A 14,377-nucleotide genomic window follows, 5' to 3' on the forward strand; every position below is an offset into this window, starting at 1 on the left:
CCCGCCCGGAGGATCCGGACAGGGCCCGCTGTCGGGGCTGGGGCATGACGAGCCCGACGGGCAGTGACGAGCCCGGCTGGGCAGTGACGACCCGTGCCGGGGCGTCGACGACCCGGGCCGGGGCGTCGACGGCCCGGTCAGGCCTTGACGAGCTGCCGCAGGACGTACTGGAGGATGCCGCCGTTGCGGAAGTAGTCGGCCTCACCGGGGGTGTCGATGCGCACCACCGCGTCGAACTCGACGACCGAGCCGTCCTCCTTCGTGGCGGTGACCTCGACCGTGCTGGGCGTGGTCCCCTCGTTGAGCCCGGTCACCCCGGCGACGTCGAACGTCTCCGTGCCGTCCAGGCCGAGCGAGTCGGCGTTCTGCCCGGCGGGGAACTGCAGCGGCAGCACACCCATGCCGATGAGGTTCGAGCGGTGGATCCGCTCGAAGCTCTCGGTGATGACGGCGCGGACGCCCAGGAGCGCGGTGCCCTTGGCCGCCCAGTCGCGCGACGAGCCGGAGCCGTACTCCTTGCCGCCCAGGATCACCAGCGGCACCCCGGCCTCGGCGTAGTCCTGCGCGGCGTCGAAGATCGCGGCCTGCTCCCCGGTGAGGAAGTTCTTCGTGAAACCGCCCTCGACGCCGTCGAGGAGCTGGTTGCGCAGCCGGATGTTGGCGAAGGTGCCGCGGATCATCACCTCGTGGTTGCCGCGGCGCGAGCCGTAGGAGTTGAAGTCGCGGCGGGCCACCCCGTGCTCGGCGAGGTACGTCCCCGCGGGGCTGTCGGGCTTGATCGACCCGGCCGGCGAGATGTGGTCGGTCGTCACCGAGTCGCCCAGCTTGGCCAGCACCCGCGCGCCGGTGATGTCCTGGACGGGCTCGGGGTCGACGCTCATGCCCTCGAAGTACGGGGGCTTGCGCACGTAGGTCGAGTCCGGCTGCCAGTCGAAGGTGTCGCCCTCGGGCGTCTCCAGCGCGCGCCAGCGCTCGTCCCCGGCGAAGACGTCGGCGTAGTCCTTGGTGAACATCTCGCGGTCGATCGAGGACGCGATCGTGGCGTCGACGTCGGCGGCGGTGGGCCAGATGTCGGCGAGGAAGACGTCCTGGCCGTCCTTGTCCTGCCCCAGCGGCTCACCGGCGAAGTCGAAGTCCATGGTCCCGGCGAGGCCGTAGGCGATGACCAGCGGCGGGGAGGCGAGGTAGTTCATCTTCACGTCGGGGTTGATGCGGCCCTCGAAGTTGCGGTTGCCGGAGAGGACCGACGCGACCGAGAGGTCGTTCGCGTTCACGGCGGCGGAGATCTCCTCGGGCAGCGGACCGGAGTTGCCGATGCACGTGGTGCAGCCGTACCCGACGAGGTGGTAGCCGAGGTTCTCCAGGTAGGGCCACAGGCCCGCCTTGTCGTAGTAGTCGGAGACCACCTTCGACCCCGGCGCCATGGACGTCTTGACCCAGGGCTTGACCTGCAGGCCCCGCTCGACCGCGTTCTTGGCCAGCAGGCCGGCGGCGAGCATGACGGAGGGGTTGGAGGTGTTCGTGCACGACGTGATCGAGGAGATGACGACGGCGCCGTGGTCCAGCTCGGTCTCGCGGCCGTCGGCCATCGTCACCGGCACCTTCTTCGACACCCGGCCGATGCCCAGGTGCGTGTGGTGGTGGGGCTCGGCGCGCTCGACGCCGTCGGTGCCGACCGCGATGGGGTCCGAGGCGGGGAAGGTGTCCTCGACCGCCTCGTCCAGCTCGTTCTCCGCGAACGGCTCCTCGGCGCCCACGTAGTGCGGGAGCGCCTCGGCGAAGGCCGACTTCGCGTCGGTGAGGGCGATGCGGTCCTGCGGGCGCTTGGGCCCGGCGATCGAGGGCACCACCGTGGACAGGTCGAGCTCGAGGTACTCCGAGAACGCGGGCTCGCGGCTCGCGTCGTGCCAGAGGCCCTGCTCCTTGGCGTACGCCTCGACGAGGGCGACCTGCTCCTCCTCGCGCCCGGTCAGGCGCAGGTAGTCCACGGTGACCTGGTCGATCGGGAAGATCGCGGCGGTCGAGCCGAACTCCGGGCTCATGTTGCCGATGGTGGCGCGGTTGGCCAGCGGAACGGCGGCGACGCCCTCGCCGTAGAACTCGACGAACTTCCCGACGACCCCGTGCTCGCGGAGCATCTCGGTGATCGTCAGCACGACGTCGGTGGCGGTGGCGCCGGGCGGGATGGAACCGGAGAGCTTGAAGCCGACCACGCGCGGGATGAGCATCGACACCGGCTGGCCGAGCATCGCGGCCTCCGCCTCGATGCCCCCGACGCCCCACCCGAGCACCCCGAGCCCGTTGACCATCGTGGTGTGCGAGTCCGTCCCGACGCAGGTGTCGGGGTAGGCCTGGACGACGCCGTCGACCCCTCGGGTCATCGTGACCCGGGCGAGGTACTCGATGTTGACCTGGTGGACGATGCCGGTGCCGGGCGGGACGACCTTGAAGTCGTCGAACGCCGTCTGGCCCCAGCGCAGGAACTGGTAGCGCTCCTTGTTGCGACCGTACTCGAGCTCGACGTTGCGCTCGAAGGCGTCCTCGCGGCCGAAGACGTCGATGACGACGGAGTGGTCGATGACGAGCTCGGCCGGGGCGAGCGGGTTGATGCGCGCCGGGTCGCCGCCGAGCTCGGCGACGGCCTCACGCATGGTCGCGAGGTCGACGACGCAGGGCACGCCGGTGAAGTCCTGCATGACCACGCGGGCCGGGGTGAACTGGATCTCGGTGCTGGGCTGCGCCGCGGGGTCCCACGTGGCGAGGGCACGGACGTGGTCGGCGGTGACGTTCTTGCCGTCCTCGGTGCGCAGGAGGTTCTCCGCGAGGACCTTGAGGCTGTACGGGAGGCGGTCGAGACCCTCGACGGCGGCGAGCCGGTAGATCTCGTAGCTCTTCTCGCCCACCTCGAGGGTTCCCCTGGACTTGAAGCTGTCAGTGCTCACATGTGCTCCTCGGCTCGTGCTGGCGCGTGCGGTGCGCGTCTGTGCGCCTGCGGCCATCGTTCCACGACCGTCACCACACCCTCTTATATCTCGATGTCAAGATAGTTCCTCGCCCGAGGTGTGTCCACCGACACGCCTCACGGGCGGCGCAGCGTGACGACGACCTCGAAGTGGTGCGTGTGCGGGAAGAGGTCGAACGCCCGGACCGCGGTGGGGACGTAGCCGTGGTCCCGCGCCGCCCGCAGGTCGCGGGCCAGGGCGGCGGGGTCGCACGCGACGTGGACGACCCGGTCGGCGCCCAGCGCGGCCACCGCCGCCATGACGCCGGGGCCGGCGCCGGTGCGCGGCGGGTCCAGGACCACGACGTCGGCCCCCGCCCCGGCCGCGACGGCCGCCGGGTCGACGGGCCCGTGGTGGAGCGTGGCCCACCGCTGGTCGTGGAGGTTGCGCCGGGCGTCCCGGACGGCGTCGGCGGCCCCCTCGACCGTGAGGACCCCGCCGGCCGGGCCCACGGCGAGGGCCAGCGGCAGGGTCAGCAGACCGGCTCCGGCGTAGAGCTCGAGCACCCGCTCCCCCGCCCGGGGCGCGGCGGCGGCGAGGACGGCGTCGACGAGGGTGGCGGGGGCGGCTCGGTGGACCTGCCAGAAGCCGGCGCCGCCCACCCGGTAGGTGAGCTCGCCGAGGGACGTGCCGACCCGCTCACGCACGCTGCGCCGCGGCGGCCCGGTGCGGCGCCGGGCGGCGGGCTCGCCGTCGACGAGGACGAGCGGGTCCCCGGCGCTCGGGGCGACCGCCTGCACGCGGGCACCCGGCGCCCACGTCGAACGCCACGGCGAGCCCGGGCCGAGCAGCCCGAGCCCGGTGATCCCCTCCGCCGCCAGGGGCATCGCCGCCAGGGCCAGCACGTCGTGGCTGCGGGAGCGGTGCATCCCGGCCTGGCCGGACCGGTCGACGGTCAGCTCGATGCGGGTGCGGGTGGCCAGACCGTCGTCGTCGCCGGGCAGGGCCTCGACGTCCACCCCCTCCGGGCGCACCGCGGCGACGTCGGCGGCGACCTCCTCCCCGCCGATCCGGCGCAGCGTGTCGGCCAGGACGCGGGCCTTCCAGGACCGCTGGGCCGGCAGCGCCACGTGGGCCAGCTCGCCGCCGCCGACGCCGCCGGGACCGGCCTCGGGCCACACGGAGGGGACGCGCTCGGCGGCCGGGGTGAGGATCTCGACGGCGTCGGCCCGCCAGAAGCGCGAGCGGCGGTCGGTGACGTCCAGGACGACCTCCTCGCCCTCGATGGCGTGGCGGACGAAGACCACGCGGCCGTCCAGCCGGGCCACGCAGTGGCCGCCGTGCGCCGGCGGGCCGACGGTGACGACCGGGCGTTCCTCGCTCACTTCTTCTCCTCCAGGTGGTCGACCTCGTGCAGCTGGAAGGGCACCGACGCCATGACGACTCCCGGGGTGTAGAGCAGCCGGCCCTTGAGCCGCAGGGCGCTCTGGTTGTGCAGCACCTGCTCCCACCAGTGGCTCACGACGTACTCGGGCACGAAGACGACGACGAGGTCGCGCGGCGAGGCGCGCCGCACCGCCCGGACGTGCTCGACCACCGGACGGGTGATCTCCCGGAACGGGGAGTCCAGCACGGTGAGCGGGACGGGGATCTCGGCCTCCTCCCACGCCCGGCGCAGCTCGGCCGTGTCGGCCGGGTCGACGTTGACCGTCACGGCCTCGAGGGTCGACGGCCGCGTGGCCCGGGCGTAGGCCAGCGCCCGCATGGCGGGCTGGTGGAGCTTGGAGACCAGGACGACGCCGTGCACGCGCGAGGGCAGCGCGCGGGCGGCGGCGAGGTCGGGCACGGTGAGGTCACGCGCGACCGTGTCGTAGTGGCGCCGGATGCCGTTCATCGCCCCGTAGAGCACCGCCATGAGGACCAGGGTGATCCACGCCCCGTGGGTGAACTTCGTGACGAGGACGATGAGCAGGACCGTGCCAGTCATGGCCAGGCCGAAGGTGTTCACCATCCGCGAGCGCCGCATGCGGGCGCGGACCGGGCCCGAGGTCTCCACCCGCAGCCGGCTGGTCCAGTGCCGCACCATGCCGAGCTGGCTGACGGTGAAGGAGATGAACACCCCGACGATGTAGAGCTGGATGAGGCGGGTGACCTGGGCGTCGAAGGCGACGACGAGGACGACCGCCGCCGCCGCGAGGAGCAGGATGCCGTTGGAGTACGCCAGGCGGTCGCCGCGGGTGTGCAGCTGACGCGGCAGGAAGCCGTCCCGGGCGAGGATGGAGCCCAGACCCGGGAAGCCGTTGAAGGCGGTGTTGGCGGCCAGGACGAGGATGAGGCCGGTGACCACGGTGACGACGAGGTACATGACGGGCACGTCGGTGAAGACGGCTGCGGCGATCTGACCGATGACCGGGTGCTGCTCGTAGTCGTCCCCGACCGGCACCCCGTCGCGCAGGAGCTGGGTGCCGGGGTCCTCGACGTAGCGCACCCCGGTGGCCCCGGCGAGCAGGAGCACCGACATGAGCATGGTGGCGGAGATCAGCCCCAGGAGGAGCAGGGTGGTGGCGGCGTTGCGGGAGCGGGGTCGACGGAACGCCGGGACGCCGTTGCTGATCGCCTCGACGCCGGTGAGGGCGGCGGAGCCCGAGGAGAAGGCCCGTAGCACGAGGAACGCCCCGGCCAGCCCGACCAGGCCCTGGTCCAGCGCCGCCTCCGGCAGGACCTCCAGCCCGGCCGACTCGGCACGGGCCAGGGTGCCGGTGGCGGACTGGACCATCCCGACGACCGCCATGAGCCCGATCGAGCCCATGTACAGGTAGGTGGGGATGGCGAAGCCCGTACCGGACTCGCGGACGCCCCGCAGGTTCAGCAGCGCCAGCAGCGCGATGACGCCGACGGCGACCGGCACCTCGAGCCCGATCGCGGCCGGGAGGGCGGCGGCGAGGTACTGGGCGCCGGAGGAGATCGAGACCGCCACCGTCAGCACGTAGTCGACGAGCAGCGCGCTCGCCACCCCCAGGCCCGCCCGCGGGCCCAGGTTCTCCGTGGCGACCTCGTAGTCCCCGCCGCCGGAGGGGTAGGCGTGGACGGTCTGGCGGTAGGAGGCGACGACCGTGAGCATGACGACGACCACCGCCAGGCCGACCCACGGCGAGATCGCGGTGGCCGCGAACCCGGCGAGGGCGAGGGTGAGGATGATCTCGTCCGGGGCGTAGGCCACGGACGACAGCGCGTCCGAGGCAAAGACCGGCAGGGCGATCCGTTTGGGCAGAAGGGTCTGGCTCAGGCGGTCGCTGCGCATCGGGCGTCCGACGAGCATGCGCTTGAACGCCCCTGGGATGTCCGGCACGGGAGCCCATGCTAGGCCCCGCGCGGTAGCGTCGCCCCGTGCACTTCGTGATCATGGGCTGCGGCCGTGTCGGCGCCACGTTGGCGGAGCAGCTGGAGGAGGGCGGGCACTCCGTCGCCGTCGTCGACCAGAACCCCGACGCGTTCCGGCGTCTGCCCGAGGACTTCCAGGGCCGGCGGGTGACCGGCCTGGGGTTCGACCGCGACGCCCTCGCCCAGGCGGGCATCGAGGAGGCCTACGCCTTCGCGGCGGTCTCCAACGGCGACAACTCCAACATCATCGCCGCGCGCGTCGTGCGCGAGACGTTCGGCGTCGCCAACGTCGTCGCCCGCATCTACGACCCGCGGCGGGCCGAGGTCTACCAGCGGCTGGGCATCCCGACGGTGGCGACCGTGCGGTGGACCGCGGACCAGGTGCTCCGCCGGCTCGTGCCGATGGGTGCGGTGGCGGAGTTCCAGGACGCCTCGTCCCAGGTCTCCCTGGCCAGCTTCGACCTGCACCGGCGGTGGGTCGGCGAGGACATGCGGCGCCTGGAGCGGGTGGCCGGGGCCCGGGTGGCCTACCTCACCCGGCTCGGGCTCGGGATCATCCCCGAGGAGGGCACGGTGCTCCAGGAGCACGACGTCGTCCACCTCGTCGTGGCGACCGACCGGATCGGACCGGTGCAGCGGCTCCTCGCCGTCGCGCCGGCGGAGGAGGAGTGATGCGCGTCCTCATCGCGGGAGCGGGCTCGGTCGGGCGCTCGATCGCCCGGGAGCTCCTCGGGCACGGCCACGAGGTGGCCCTCATCGACCGCAACCCCGCGGCCATGCGCATCGCCAGCGTCGCCGAGGCGGACTGGCTCCTCGCCGACGCGTGCGAGCCGTCCGCCCTGGCCGAGGCGCAGGTCGAGGACGCCGACGTCGTGGTGGCGGCCACCGGCGACGACAAGGTCAACCTCGTGGTGTCCCTGCTCGCCAAGACCGAGTTCGGGGTCCCGCGGGTCGTGGCGCGGGTGAACAACCCGAAGAACGAGTGGATGTTCGACGAGGCGTGGGGCGTCGACGTCCAGGTCTCCACCCCCCGGATCATGACCTCCCTGGTGGAGGAGGCGGTCACGGTGGGCGACCTCGTGCGCATCTTCCGGTTCCACCAGTCCGGGGCGAGCATGCACGAGCTCACCCTGCCGGCGGACTCTCCGGTGGTCGGGGCGCTGGTCGGGTCCCTGCGCTGGCCCACGGACACCGTGCTCGCCGCGGTCATCCGCGAGGACCGGCCCTTCACGCCGACGCCGGACGACACCCTCGAGGCCGGCGACGAGCTGCTCTTCGTCGTCGCCGCGGCGGCGCTGGAGTCCGACCTCAGCGAGCTTCAGCAGATGCTGGCTCCCGCACGAGGAGCCACGTGAGCCACAGGGTGAGCCCCCACAGGGGCAGGCCCATGGCGATCCGGGCGGTGCCGAGCCAGGCGACCTCCGCGTCGAGGTAGAGCGGGACCTGGACGAGCAGGCGCAGCGCGAACATCCCCACCCACAGCCAGGTGGCGACGGTGTAGCGGGAGCGTCGGGCGCGCTGGCCCGGGTCGGTCCGCCACGACATGTCGTGACCGCGCAGGAGCGCGACCACCACCCCGACGACCGGCCACCGCAGCGCGAGCGCCACGAGGAGGGCGACGAGGTATGCCGCGTTCGTCCACAGGCCCATCGCGAAGTAGTCCTCGGCGCGGCCGGACTGCCAGGCCCACACGACGCCGACGAGGACCCCGAGGAGGCCGCCGACCGCCTGGGTGACCGGGGTGCGCTGGACGAGCCGCAGGACCGTGGCGGTCAGCGCCACGGCGAGGGAGGCCACGAGGGCCGGGACGAGGTCGCGGGTGGGGACGAACACGGCCAGGAACACGGCGCCGGGGGCCATCGACTCGGCCACGCCGCGCCACCCGCCGATGGAGTCGGCCACGGAGAAGTCCTCGCCGACGAGCTGACGCAGGCTCGAGCGTGCGGCGGCCTCGGGCAGCGGGCCCGGCTCCGTCGCCTCGGCGTCCTGGGGCTCGGTCATCAGTCGTCCCCGCGGGCGCCGAGCTCGTAGGCCGGGTTGAAGATGGCCGGCCGGCCGTGGTCGTCGTAGACCACGCCCTCGGCGACGAGACGGCGCCCGGGCTCGATGCCCGGGACGTCCCGGCGCCCGAGGAAGATCAGCTCCACCGAGCCCGAGCCGTCGTACAGCCGGGCCACGAGGGCGGGCGTCTCGCCCCGCGGGCGGTAGGTGAGGGAGGAGATGACCCCGGCCACGCGGGCGGGCCGGCGCGCGACGCACTCGGCGACGGGCGTGGCGCCCGAGGTCCGGGCGGTTCGCAGCTGCTCTGCGGCGTCGATCTCCTCGCGTGAGGCGGTGAGCCGGTGCACGGACTCCAGGAGCCGGCCCATCACCGCACCTCCGTGATCTCCGGGCCGCGCCGCAGCGGGTCGAGCGGGGCGTCCGCGGGCACGGGTGCCGGCGGGGCGGCCCCCCGGCCGGGGGCGTGGAGGAGGAGCACGTCGCGCGGGGCCCGCGCCTCACCCCCACGGACGACGACGACGTCGGCGAGCAGCGCCTCGAACGTCGCCGCCTCGTCGGGCTCGACGGCGGCCCGGCCGGTGAGCACGGCCCGGAGGAACCAGCGGGGGCCGTCGACGCCGAGGAACCGCGCCGGGCGGTGCCCGACGCCGCCCTCGGGGGTCTTGACGGGCAGCCGGGTGACGAGCTCGGTGCCGAACGGGCCGGTGGCCTCCTCGCTCGTCCCGCCCTGCTTGGCCACGGACGCGGAGATCTCCTCGCGGAGCTCGTCCCAGATCCCGGCGGTGCGGGGCGCGGCGAAGACCTGCAGCTGCATGGCCGAGCCCTCGAGGCCCAGGGTCACCGCGACGACGTTGCGCGACTTCTTCTCCATCTCCAGGCGCACCTGGAGACCGCTGCGGGCCGGCACGCGCAGCGCGCCGAGATCGAGCCGGGCACCGAGCTCGGGCTGATCGGCGACGTCGTACGGACCGCGGGAGGCGCCGGTGGGGTCCTCCCGGCGGACCGGGTCGGTCGCCGGCGCACCGGTGGCGGTCGCCGGCGTGTCGGCACGCTCGTCGGTCTCCGGCGCGTCAGCGCCGTCGGCAGGCGCCTCGTCCCGGCTGCGGCGCGAGAACAGGCCCATCAGATCGTCTCCTCGGTCCGTGGTCGCCCGTGTGGTGGGCGCCCTCGACTGTACCCGCGCCCGCGGTGCCCGTGCTGACGGCCCGTGGGCGCGGGCCCGGTGCGAGGTGTCCGTGCCGAGGTGGCAGAGTGGGATCCGTGAGCTCTCGTGCACCGCTGGTCTACTCCGAACGGCTGAGCCCCTCGGTCCGCACGCACCTGGTGTCGGTGCTCGCCGGGCTGGGGACGGCCCTGGCCGTCTCCCTCTTCGGGACGGCGGCCGCGGTCGTGGCGGGCGTGGCCGTGACGGTCGGGATCTCCGCGCTGCTCGTCGCCACGGCACCGGTGGTCCGGGTCACCGAGGGGGGCGACCCGGCCGACGGTGGTGCCCCCGACGCGCGTCGGCTCCACGCCGGCGGTGCGGTCATCCCGGTCGACGCCCTCGGCGAGGTGCAGGTGCTCGACGCCGACGGGCTGCGAGAGGCGATCGGGCCCGGTGCCGACGTGCGCGACCACGTCTGCCACCGCTCGTGGGTGCGCGGCGGCGTGCGGGTGGCCGTGGTGGACCCGCGGGACCCGACGCCGTCGTGGGTGGTGTGCACGCGCCGGCCCACGCAGCTCATCGCTGCGCTGGGCCGGCGCGGGGGCTGAGCGGGTCAGGCGGCGCACTCGGAGCAGACGAGCTGTCCGTTCTCCTCGTACGCGAGCTGGCTGCGGTGGTGGACCAGGAAGCACTTGGAGCAGGTGAACTCGTCCGCCTGGCGCGGCAGCACCCGCACGGAGAGCTCCTCGCCGGACAGATCCGCGCCGGGGAGCTCGAAGCCCTCCGCCGCCTCGGCCTCGTCCTCGTCCACCGCTCCGGAGTTCTTCTCGGCGCGGCGGGCCTTCAGCTCCTCGATGGAGTCCTCGGAGAGGTCCTCTTCGTTCTTGCGCGGTGCGTCGTAGTCGGTCGCCATCTCGGCGTCACGCTCCGGTTTCCTCGTGGTGGTGTGGGTCGGGTCGGCCGATCGGCCGGACACCCCGGGAAAACGCCGTTGTCGCCGTTTTGTTCCCGCGGTCACCGGAGTATGAACCACCATGGCCGGGAGCGCAGCCCTTTGCGGGCCACATCGGTGCCGTTCGTGGCCGAACTCACAGGCGCCTGCCGTCGGGCCCGGTGCCGCTCGACGCCGGCACGCGACGGCCCTCGGCCCGTCTCGCGGGCGACGGGGGCGCGCGTCCACGGTGGCCCCCGGTTGGCGCACCGCGGCCCGGGCCGGGACACGTGGTGAACACACCGGGGGCAATGCGCGGCCCGGGCGCGGGCGGATGGCACCCTCGGGTGGAGAACCTCGAAGGAGGACCCATGGTTGAGCTCGAGCTCCTCGGTCTGCACGGCGACGGTGAGCACCTGACGCTGACCGACGACGACGGACGTCGCTACCGCCTGTCCATCGACGACACGCTGCGCGCCGCCGTCCGCCGCGACCGACCCCACCTGGAGGCGCTGCGCGCCGCCGGGGAGTCGCCCCTGCGCCCCAGGGACATCCAGGCGCTCGTGCGCGCCGGTGCCAGCGCGGAGGAGGTGGCCGAGGTCTCAGGCCTCTCGCCCGAGCACGTCCGACGGTACGAGGGCCCCGTCCTGGCCGAGCGGGAGTGGGTGGTCCAGCAGGCGCAGGGCCACCGCGTCGGCCGGGAGAGCGACGCCCCGCGCCTGGGCGACCTCGTCCTCGACCGTCTCGCCGCCCGGGGCGTCGTCACCGGCGCGCTCGCCTGGGACGCGGTCCGCCGCCAGGGACAGGCGTGGGAGGTCGTCGTGACGTTCGTCGCCGGCGGTCGCGAACGTGAGGCCCGCTGGCAGGTGGACCTCCCGGCCCGGAGCGTCCACGCCCTCGACGACGAGGCACGGTGGCTCTCGGAGACCGAGGTCGGTCCCGGGGCTCACCCGCGCCGGCACCTGAGCCCTGTCGGCGCAGGCCGGGCCGGGGTCCAGGACCTCGCTCCTGAGCGGCGCCCGCGCCGCGACGAGCCGGTCGAGCCGGTCGAGCCGGTCAAGCCGGTCGAGCCGGCCGAGGAGACCCTCCCCGAGCGGTCCGAGACCGACTCGCTCCTGGCCCAGCTCGCCGCCCACCGCGGCACGCGCCTGGAGCTGCAGCCCGAGCTCGAGGCGGACGACGAGGAGGGGGGCGCCCTGTGGGACGCCCCCGGGGCGCACCCGCCGGCCTCCCGGCCCGAGGAGGCCACCGACGCCCACGTCCTGGCGCTGCCGCGCCGTGCCGTGACGCAGGTGGAGACCGGCCCGGGGACCACGCCCGCCCTGCCGGCCACCGACCGGCCCGGCAGTGAGGACGTGCCCGGCGCGTCGGACGACCGCGAGGTCGACGGCCCGCCCTCGGGAGGGCCCGGACCCGCGCCCGACGGCGGTCACGCCGGCCGGCAGCCCCGGCGGCAGCGTCGCTCCGCCCGCCGCAGCGTCCCGAGCTGGGACGAGATCGTCTTCGGCGCGCGGCCGGAGTAGGCCGCGCTCGGCGCCCGGGCGCTCGGTCCCCCAGCGTCCGCGGGTCCGGGCGCTCAGTACCCCAGCGGCAGCGTCTGCGGGCTCGGGCTCGCCGCCCGGGCGACCGCGGAGGTGACGTGGCGCATGTGGTGACGGCGGCACAGCACCTCGTAGCCCACCTCGTCCTCCCGCTCGGGCACGGCGGTGTCGGCACCGTCGGGGCGGGGCGCCTCGGCGGTGTCGCCGACCACCACCTGCTCGCCCTCGGTGACCATGACCCCGCGGACCGTGCGGGCGTTGTGGGTCGCGCGCGAGCCGCACCAGCACAGCGCCTCCACCTGGAGGACCTCCACCCGGTCGGCGAGCTCGAGCATGCGCGCCGAGCCCGGGAAGAGGCGCGTGCGGAAGTCGGTGGTGATCCCGAAGCCGAAGACGTCGACCCCCATCTCGTCGACGAGACGGGCGAGCTGCTCGACCTGGCCGGGGGTGTAGAACTGCACCTCGTCGCAGATGAGGTAGTCCACCCGCGCACCGTGGGTGCGCCGGCGTACCACCTCGGTCCAGAAGTCGGTGTCGTCGGTGACCTCCACGGCGGGGACCGCCAGGCCCAGGCGCGAGGACAGCATCGCCTGGCCGGCGCGGTCGTTGCGGGAGAAGCGGACGCCGTCGCGGCCACGGGCAGCGTGGTTGTGGTCCATCTGGAGGGCCAGGGTGGACTTGCCCGAGTCCATGGTCCCGGAGAAGAAGACGAGCTGGGCCACCTAGACCACCGCCTGGACGAGGGGCACCTCGAGCTCGTCGGGCGTCAGCGCCCCGTGCATGCCGACCAGGGCGAGCGACCGGGCCGGCTGGGTGCGTGAGTCCACGACCGCGTGCCGCCCGGTCATGACCGCGACGACGTCGCCGATGGCCGCGGCGCGCTCGGGTGCCACGGGGCCGAGCAGGCCCGTGGCGACGAGCTCCTCCCGATCCACGACCCACGCCCGCTCGCCGAGCACCTCGCGCCACCGGCGGGCGACGTCGGGGGCGGCCCCGGGGCGGGTGTAGACGTGACAGGCACGCGGCTCCCCCGCGACCAGCTCCACCCCGGCCGCCAGGGCGGGGGTGGTGGCGACGTCGACCCGGTCGGTGACGTCGACCATGCCGTGGTCGGCGGTGATGACGAGGAGCGTGCCCGGCGGGAGCGACCGCTCGAGACGGCGCAGCTCGCGGTCGGTGGACTCCATCTCCTCCCCCCACTGCCACGACCCCCAGCCGTGCACGTGCCCGGTGTGGTCGACGTCGCCCCAGTAGAGGTACACGGCGGCGGCGCCGCGGCGGAGCTGGGCGACCGCGGCGTCCACCCGCTCGGGGAGGAGCTCCGCCGAGACGTTGCGCACACCTCGCAGCGCCGCCTCGGTGAGCCCCGAGCCGACGAACCGGGCCGGGCCCACGCTGACGACCTCGGGCAGCTCCTCGCCCGCGGCACGCCGGCCCGCCAGCTGCTCGAAGAGGGTGTCGGTGCGCTGCCACTCCCGCGGGGTGACGCTCGCGCCGTCCCACTGGATGAGGTTGAGGACCCCGCCGTGCCCGGGGTCCCGCACGGAGTAGCCCAGCATGCCCGTGCGGCCGGGCAGCTCGCCGGTGCCGAGGGTGGTGATGGCCGCGGCCGTGGTCGAGGGGAACGTCGTCGTGAGGGTCCGGGCGCCGGCCGAGCGCAGGAAGGGTGCGTGCCCGCCGCGCTCGGCGAGCATCCGCACCCCCAGACCGTCGACGAGGACGACGCAGACCCTCGGGGCCGCGGGCAGGCCGAGGAGGGACCGGTCCTCCGCGGAGGTGCGACCGGCCGAGGTCGTGGCCAGCCCGACGGCGTCCAGCGCCGCGGGCATCACCGAGCGCAGGTGCGGGTGCTCGACCGGCACCGCCGCACTCACGCCCGGGCCGCGGTGGCCGCCGACAGCGTCCGGGCGAAGGACAGGGCGCCCTCGACGGCGCCCTTCCCCTCGGCCTCGACGCTCACCCGGACCGCGACGTCGTCCGGCGAGAGCATCCCGGTGTAGCCGTGGTCGGCCTCGCAGTCGGGGTCGCCGCAGGTCGCCGGCTGGAGGTCGACGCTGAGGACCGCCCCCCAGCTCACCGCGACGGTCAGCTCCTGGGTGCTCATGCCGCGGGCGTGGGCGGGCTCGCTGACACCGTGGGTGAGCGAGACGGTGCGCACCTGGTGCAGCGGCACCGACTCGGTGGTCGCGGCGGCCGAGGGCCGGCCGTCGGCGCCGGGCATGTCGTCCACGTGCGCGACGACCAGGCGCGTGGGCGTCAGCACGAGGGCGGTGAGGTGGCGCCGGACCTCGGTGCTGTCGAACGTGGTCTCCGGGTGGACGAGGAAGGAGACGACCGGCTCGTCGGCCAGTGCGACGTCGATGACGCCGGCAACCAGCTCCGGGTAGTACCCGGCGTGGTCGAGGTCCGAGCGCAGCTGCTTGGCGAGGTTGGTCAC

At 74.3% G+C, this 14,377-nt stretch carries 14 protein-coding genes; 4 read left to right on the forward strand and 10 right to left on the reverse strand.

Going from position 1 to position 14,377, the window contains the following annotated elements:
• Positions 1 to 137: 137 nt before the first annotated feature.
• The 3 genes from EDD32_RS15780 to EDD32_RS15790 all read right to left on the reverse strand — a co-directional run bounded on the left by EDD32_RS15780 (position 138) and on the right by EDD32_RS15790 (position 6,291).
• A complete protein-coding gene (locus tag EDD32_RS15780) occupies positions 138 to 2,999 on the reverse strand; it encodes an aconitate hydratase (RefSeq protein WP_123918998.1) in 2,862 nt (953 codons plus the stop codon).
• Positions 3,000 to 3,079: 80 nt separating this feature from the next.
• Positions 3,080 to 4,327, reverse strand: coding sequence for a class I SAM-dependent RNA methyltransferase (locus EDD32_RS15785; RefSeq protein ID WP_123919000.1), 1,248 nt, complete (start codon positions 4,325 to 4,327; stop codon positions 3,080 to 3,082).
• The gene (locus tag EDD32_RS15790) at positions 4,324 to 6,291 is read right to left on the reverse strand and encodes an APC family permease (protein WP_123919002.1); all 1,968 of its coding nucleotides are present in this window, start codon (positions 6,289 to 6,291) and stop codon (positions 4,324 to 4,326) included. Before EDD32_RS15790 ends, EDD32_RS15785 begins: the two co-directional genes overlap by 4 nt.
• A gap of 53 nt (positions 6,292 to 6,344) precedes the next feature.
• Between EDD32_RS15790 and EDD32_RS15795 the strand changes: the two genes are divergently transcribed.
• Positions 6,345 to 6,995: a potassium channel family protein gene (locus EDD32_RS15795; protein WP_123920607.1), complete on the forward strand. Its 651-nt coding sequence runs from the start codon at positions 6,345 to 6,347 to the stop codon at positions 6,993 to 6,995.
• Positions 6,995 to 7,678 (forward strand): potassium channel family protein, encoded by a 684-nt coding sequence (locus tag EDD32_RS15800; RefSeq protein ID WP_123919004.1) that lies wholly within the window; start codon positions 6,995 to 6,997, stop codon positions 7,676 to 7,678. The genes EDD32_RS15795 and EDD32_RS15800 overlap by 1 nt, the downstream gene beginning before the upstream one ends.
• On the opposite strand, the gene EDD32_RS15805 is transcribed toward EDD32_RS15800, so the two are convergent.
• The 3 genes from EDD32_RS15805 to EDD32_RS15815 are packed head-to-tail and all read right to left on the reverse strand — an operon-like array spanning position 7,632 to position 9,447.
• On the reverse strand, positions 7,632 to 8,324 hold the full coding sequence (locus tag EDD32_RS15805) for a DUF3159 domain-containing protein (protein WP_123919006.1): 693 nt from the start codon (positions 8,322 to 8,324) through the stop codon (positions 7,632 to 7,634). The two genes, EDD32_RS15800 and EDD32_RS15805, sit on opposite strands and share 47 nt — an antisense overlap.
• Positions 8,324 to 8,692 carry an OB-fold nucleic acid binding domain-containing protein gene (locus EDD32_RS15810; protein ID WP_123919008.1) on the reverse strand — a complete coding sequence of 123 codons (369 nt, stop codon included), beginning with the start codon at positions 8,690 to 8,692 and terminating at the stop codon, positions 8,324 to 8,326. The genes EDD32_RS15805 and EDD32_RS15810 overlap by 1 nt, the downstream gene beginning before the upstream one ends.
• A complete protein-coding gene (locus EDD32_RS15815) occupies positions 8,692 to 9,447 on the reverse strand; it encodes a DUF3710 domain-containing protein (RefSeq protein ID WP_123919010.1) in 756 nt (251 codons plus the stop codon). Before EDD32_RS15815 ends, EDD32_RS15810 begins: the two co-directional genes overlap by 1 nt.
• Before the next feature lie 137 nt (positions 9,448 to 9,584).
• Here EDD32_RS15815 and EDD32_RS15820 point away from each other — a divergent pair, with 137 nt between their 5' ends.
• Positions 9,585 to 10,076 carry a DUF3093 domain-containing protein gene (locus EDD32_RS15820; protein ID WP_246006173.1) on the forward strand — a complete coding sequence of 164 codons (492 nt, stop codon included), beginning with the start codon at positions 9,585 to 9,587 and terminating at the stop codon, positions 10,074 to 10,076.
• Positions 10,077 to 10,081: 5 nt separating this feature from the next.
• On the opposite strand, the gene EDD32_RS15825 is transcribed toward EDD32_RS15820, so the two are convergent.
• A complete protein-coding gene (locus EDD32_RS15825; protein ID WP_123919012.1) occupies positions 10,082 to 10,381 on the reverse strand; it encodes a DUF4193 domain-containing protein in 300 nt (99 codons plus the stop codon).
• 389 nt (positions 10,382 to 10,770) lie between these two features.
• Between EDD32_RS15825 and sepH the strand changes: the two genes are divergently transcribed.
• Positions 10,771 to 11,922: a septation protein SepH gene (gene sepH / locus EDD32_RS15830; RefSeq protein WP_123919014.1), complete on the forward strand. Its 1,152-nt coding sequence runs from the start codon at positions 10,771 to 10,773 to the stop codon at positions 11,920 to 11,922.
• Positions 11,923 to 11,975: 53 nt separating this feature from the next.
• Here sepH and EDD32_RS15835 read toward each other — a convergent pair whose 3' ends face one another.
• The 3 genes from EDD32_RS15835 to EDD32_RS15845 are packed head-to-tail and all read right to left on the reverse strand — an operon-like array spanning position 11,976 to position 14,377.
• Positions 11,976 to 12,662, reverse strand: a complete 687-nt coding sequence (locus tag EDD32_RS15835) for a thymidine kinase (protein ID WP_123919016.1) — start codon at positions 12,660 to 12,662, stop codon at positions 11,976 to 11,978.
• A complete protein-coding gene (locus EDD32_RS15840) occupies positions 12,663 to 13,802 on the reverse strand; it encodes an alkaline phosphatase family protein (RefSeq protein ID WP_246006174.1) in 1,140 nt (379 codons plus the stop codon).
• Between the two features lie 8 nt (positions 13,803 to 13,810).
• Complete coding sequence (locus EDD32_RS15845; RefSeq protein ID WP_425459503.1) at positions 13,811 to 14,377, reverse strand: DUF5998 family protein; 567 nt, start codon at positions 14,375 to 14,377, stop codon at positions 13,811 to 13,813.

It is taken from the genome of Georgenia muralis (assembly GCF_003814705.1).
Classification (GTDB): domain Bacteria; phylum Actinomycetota; class Actinomycetes; order Actinomycetales; family Actinomycetaceae; genus Georgenia; species Georgenia muralis.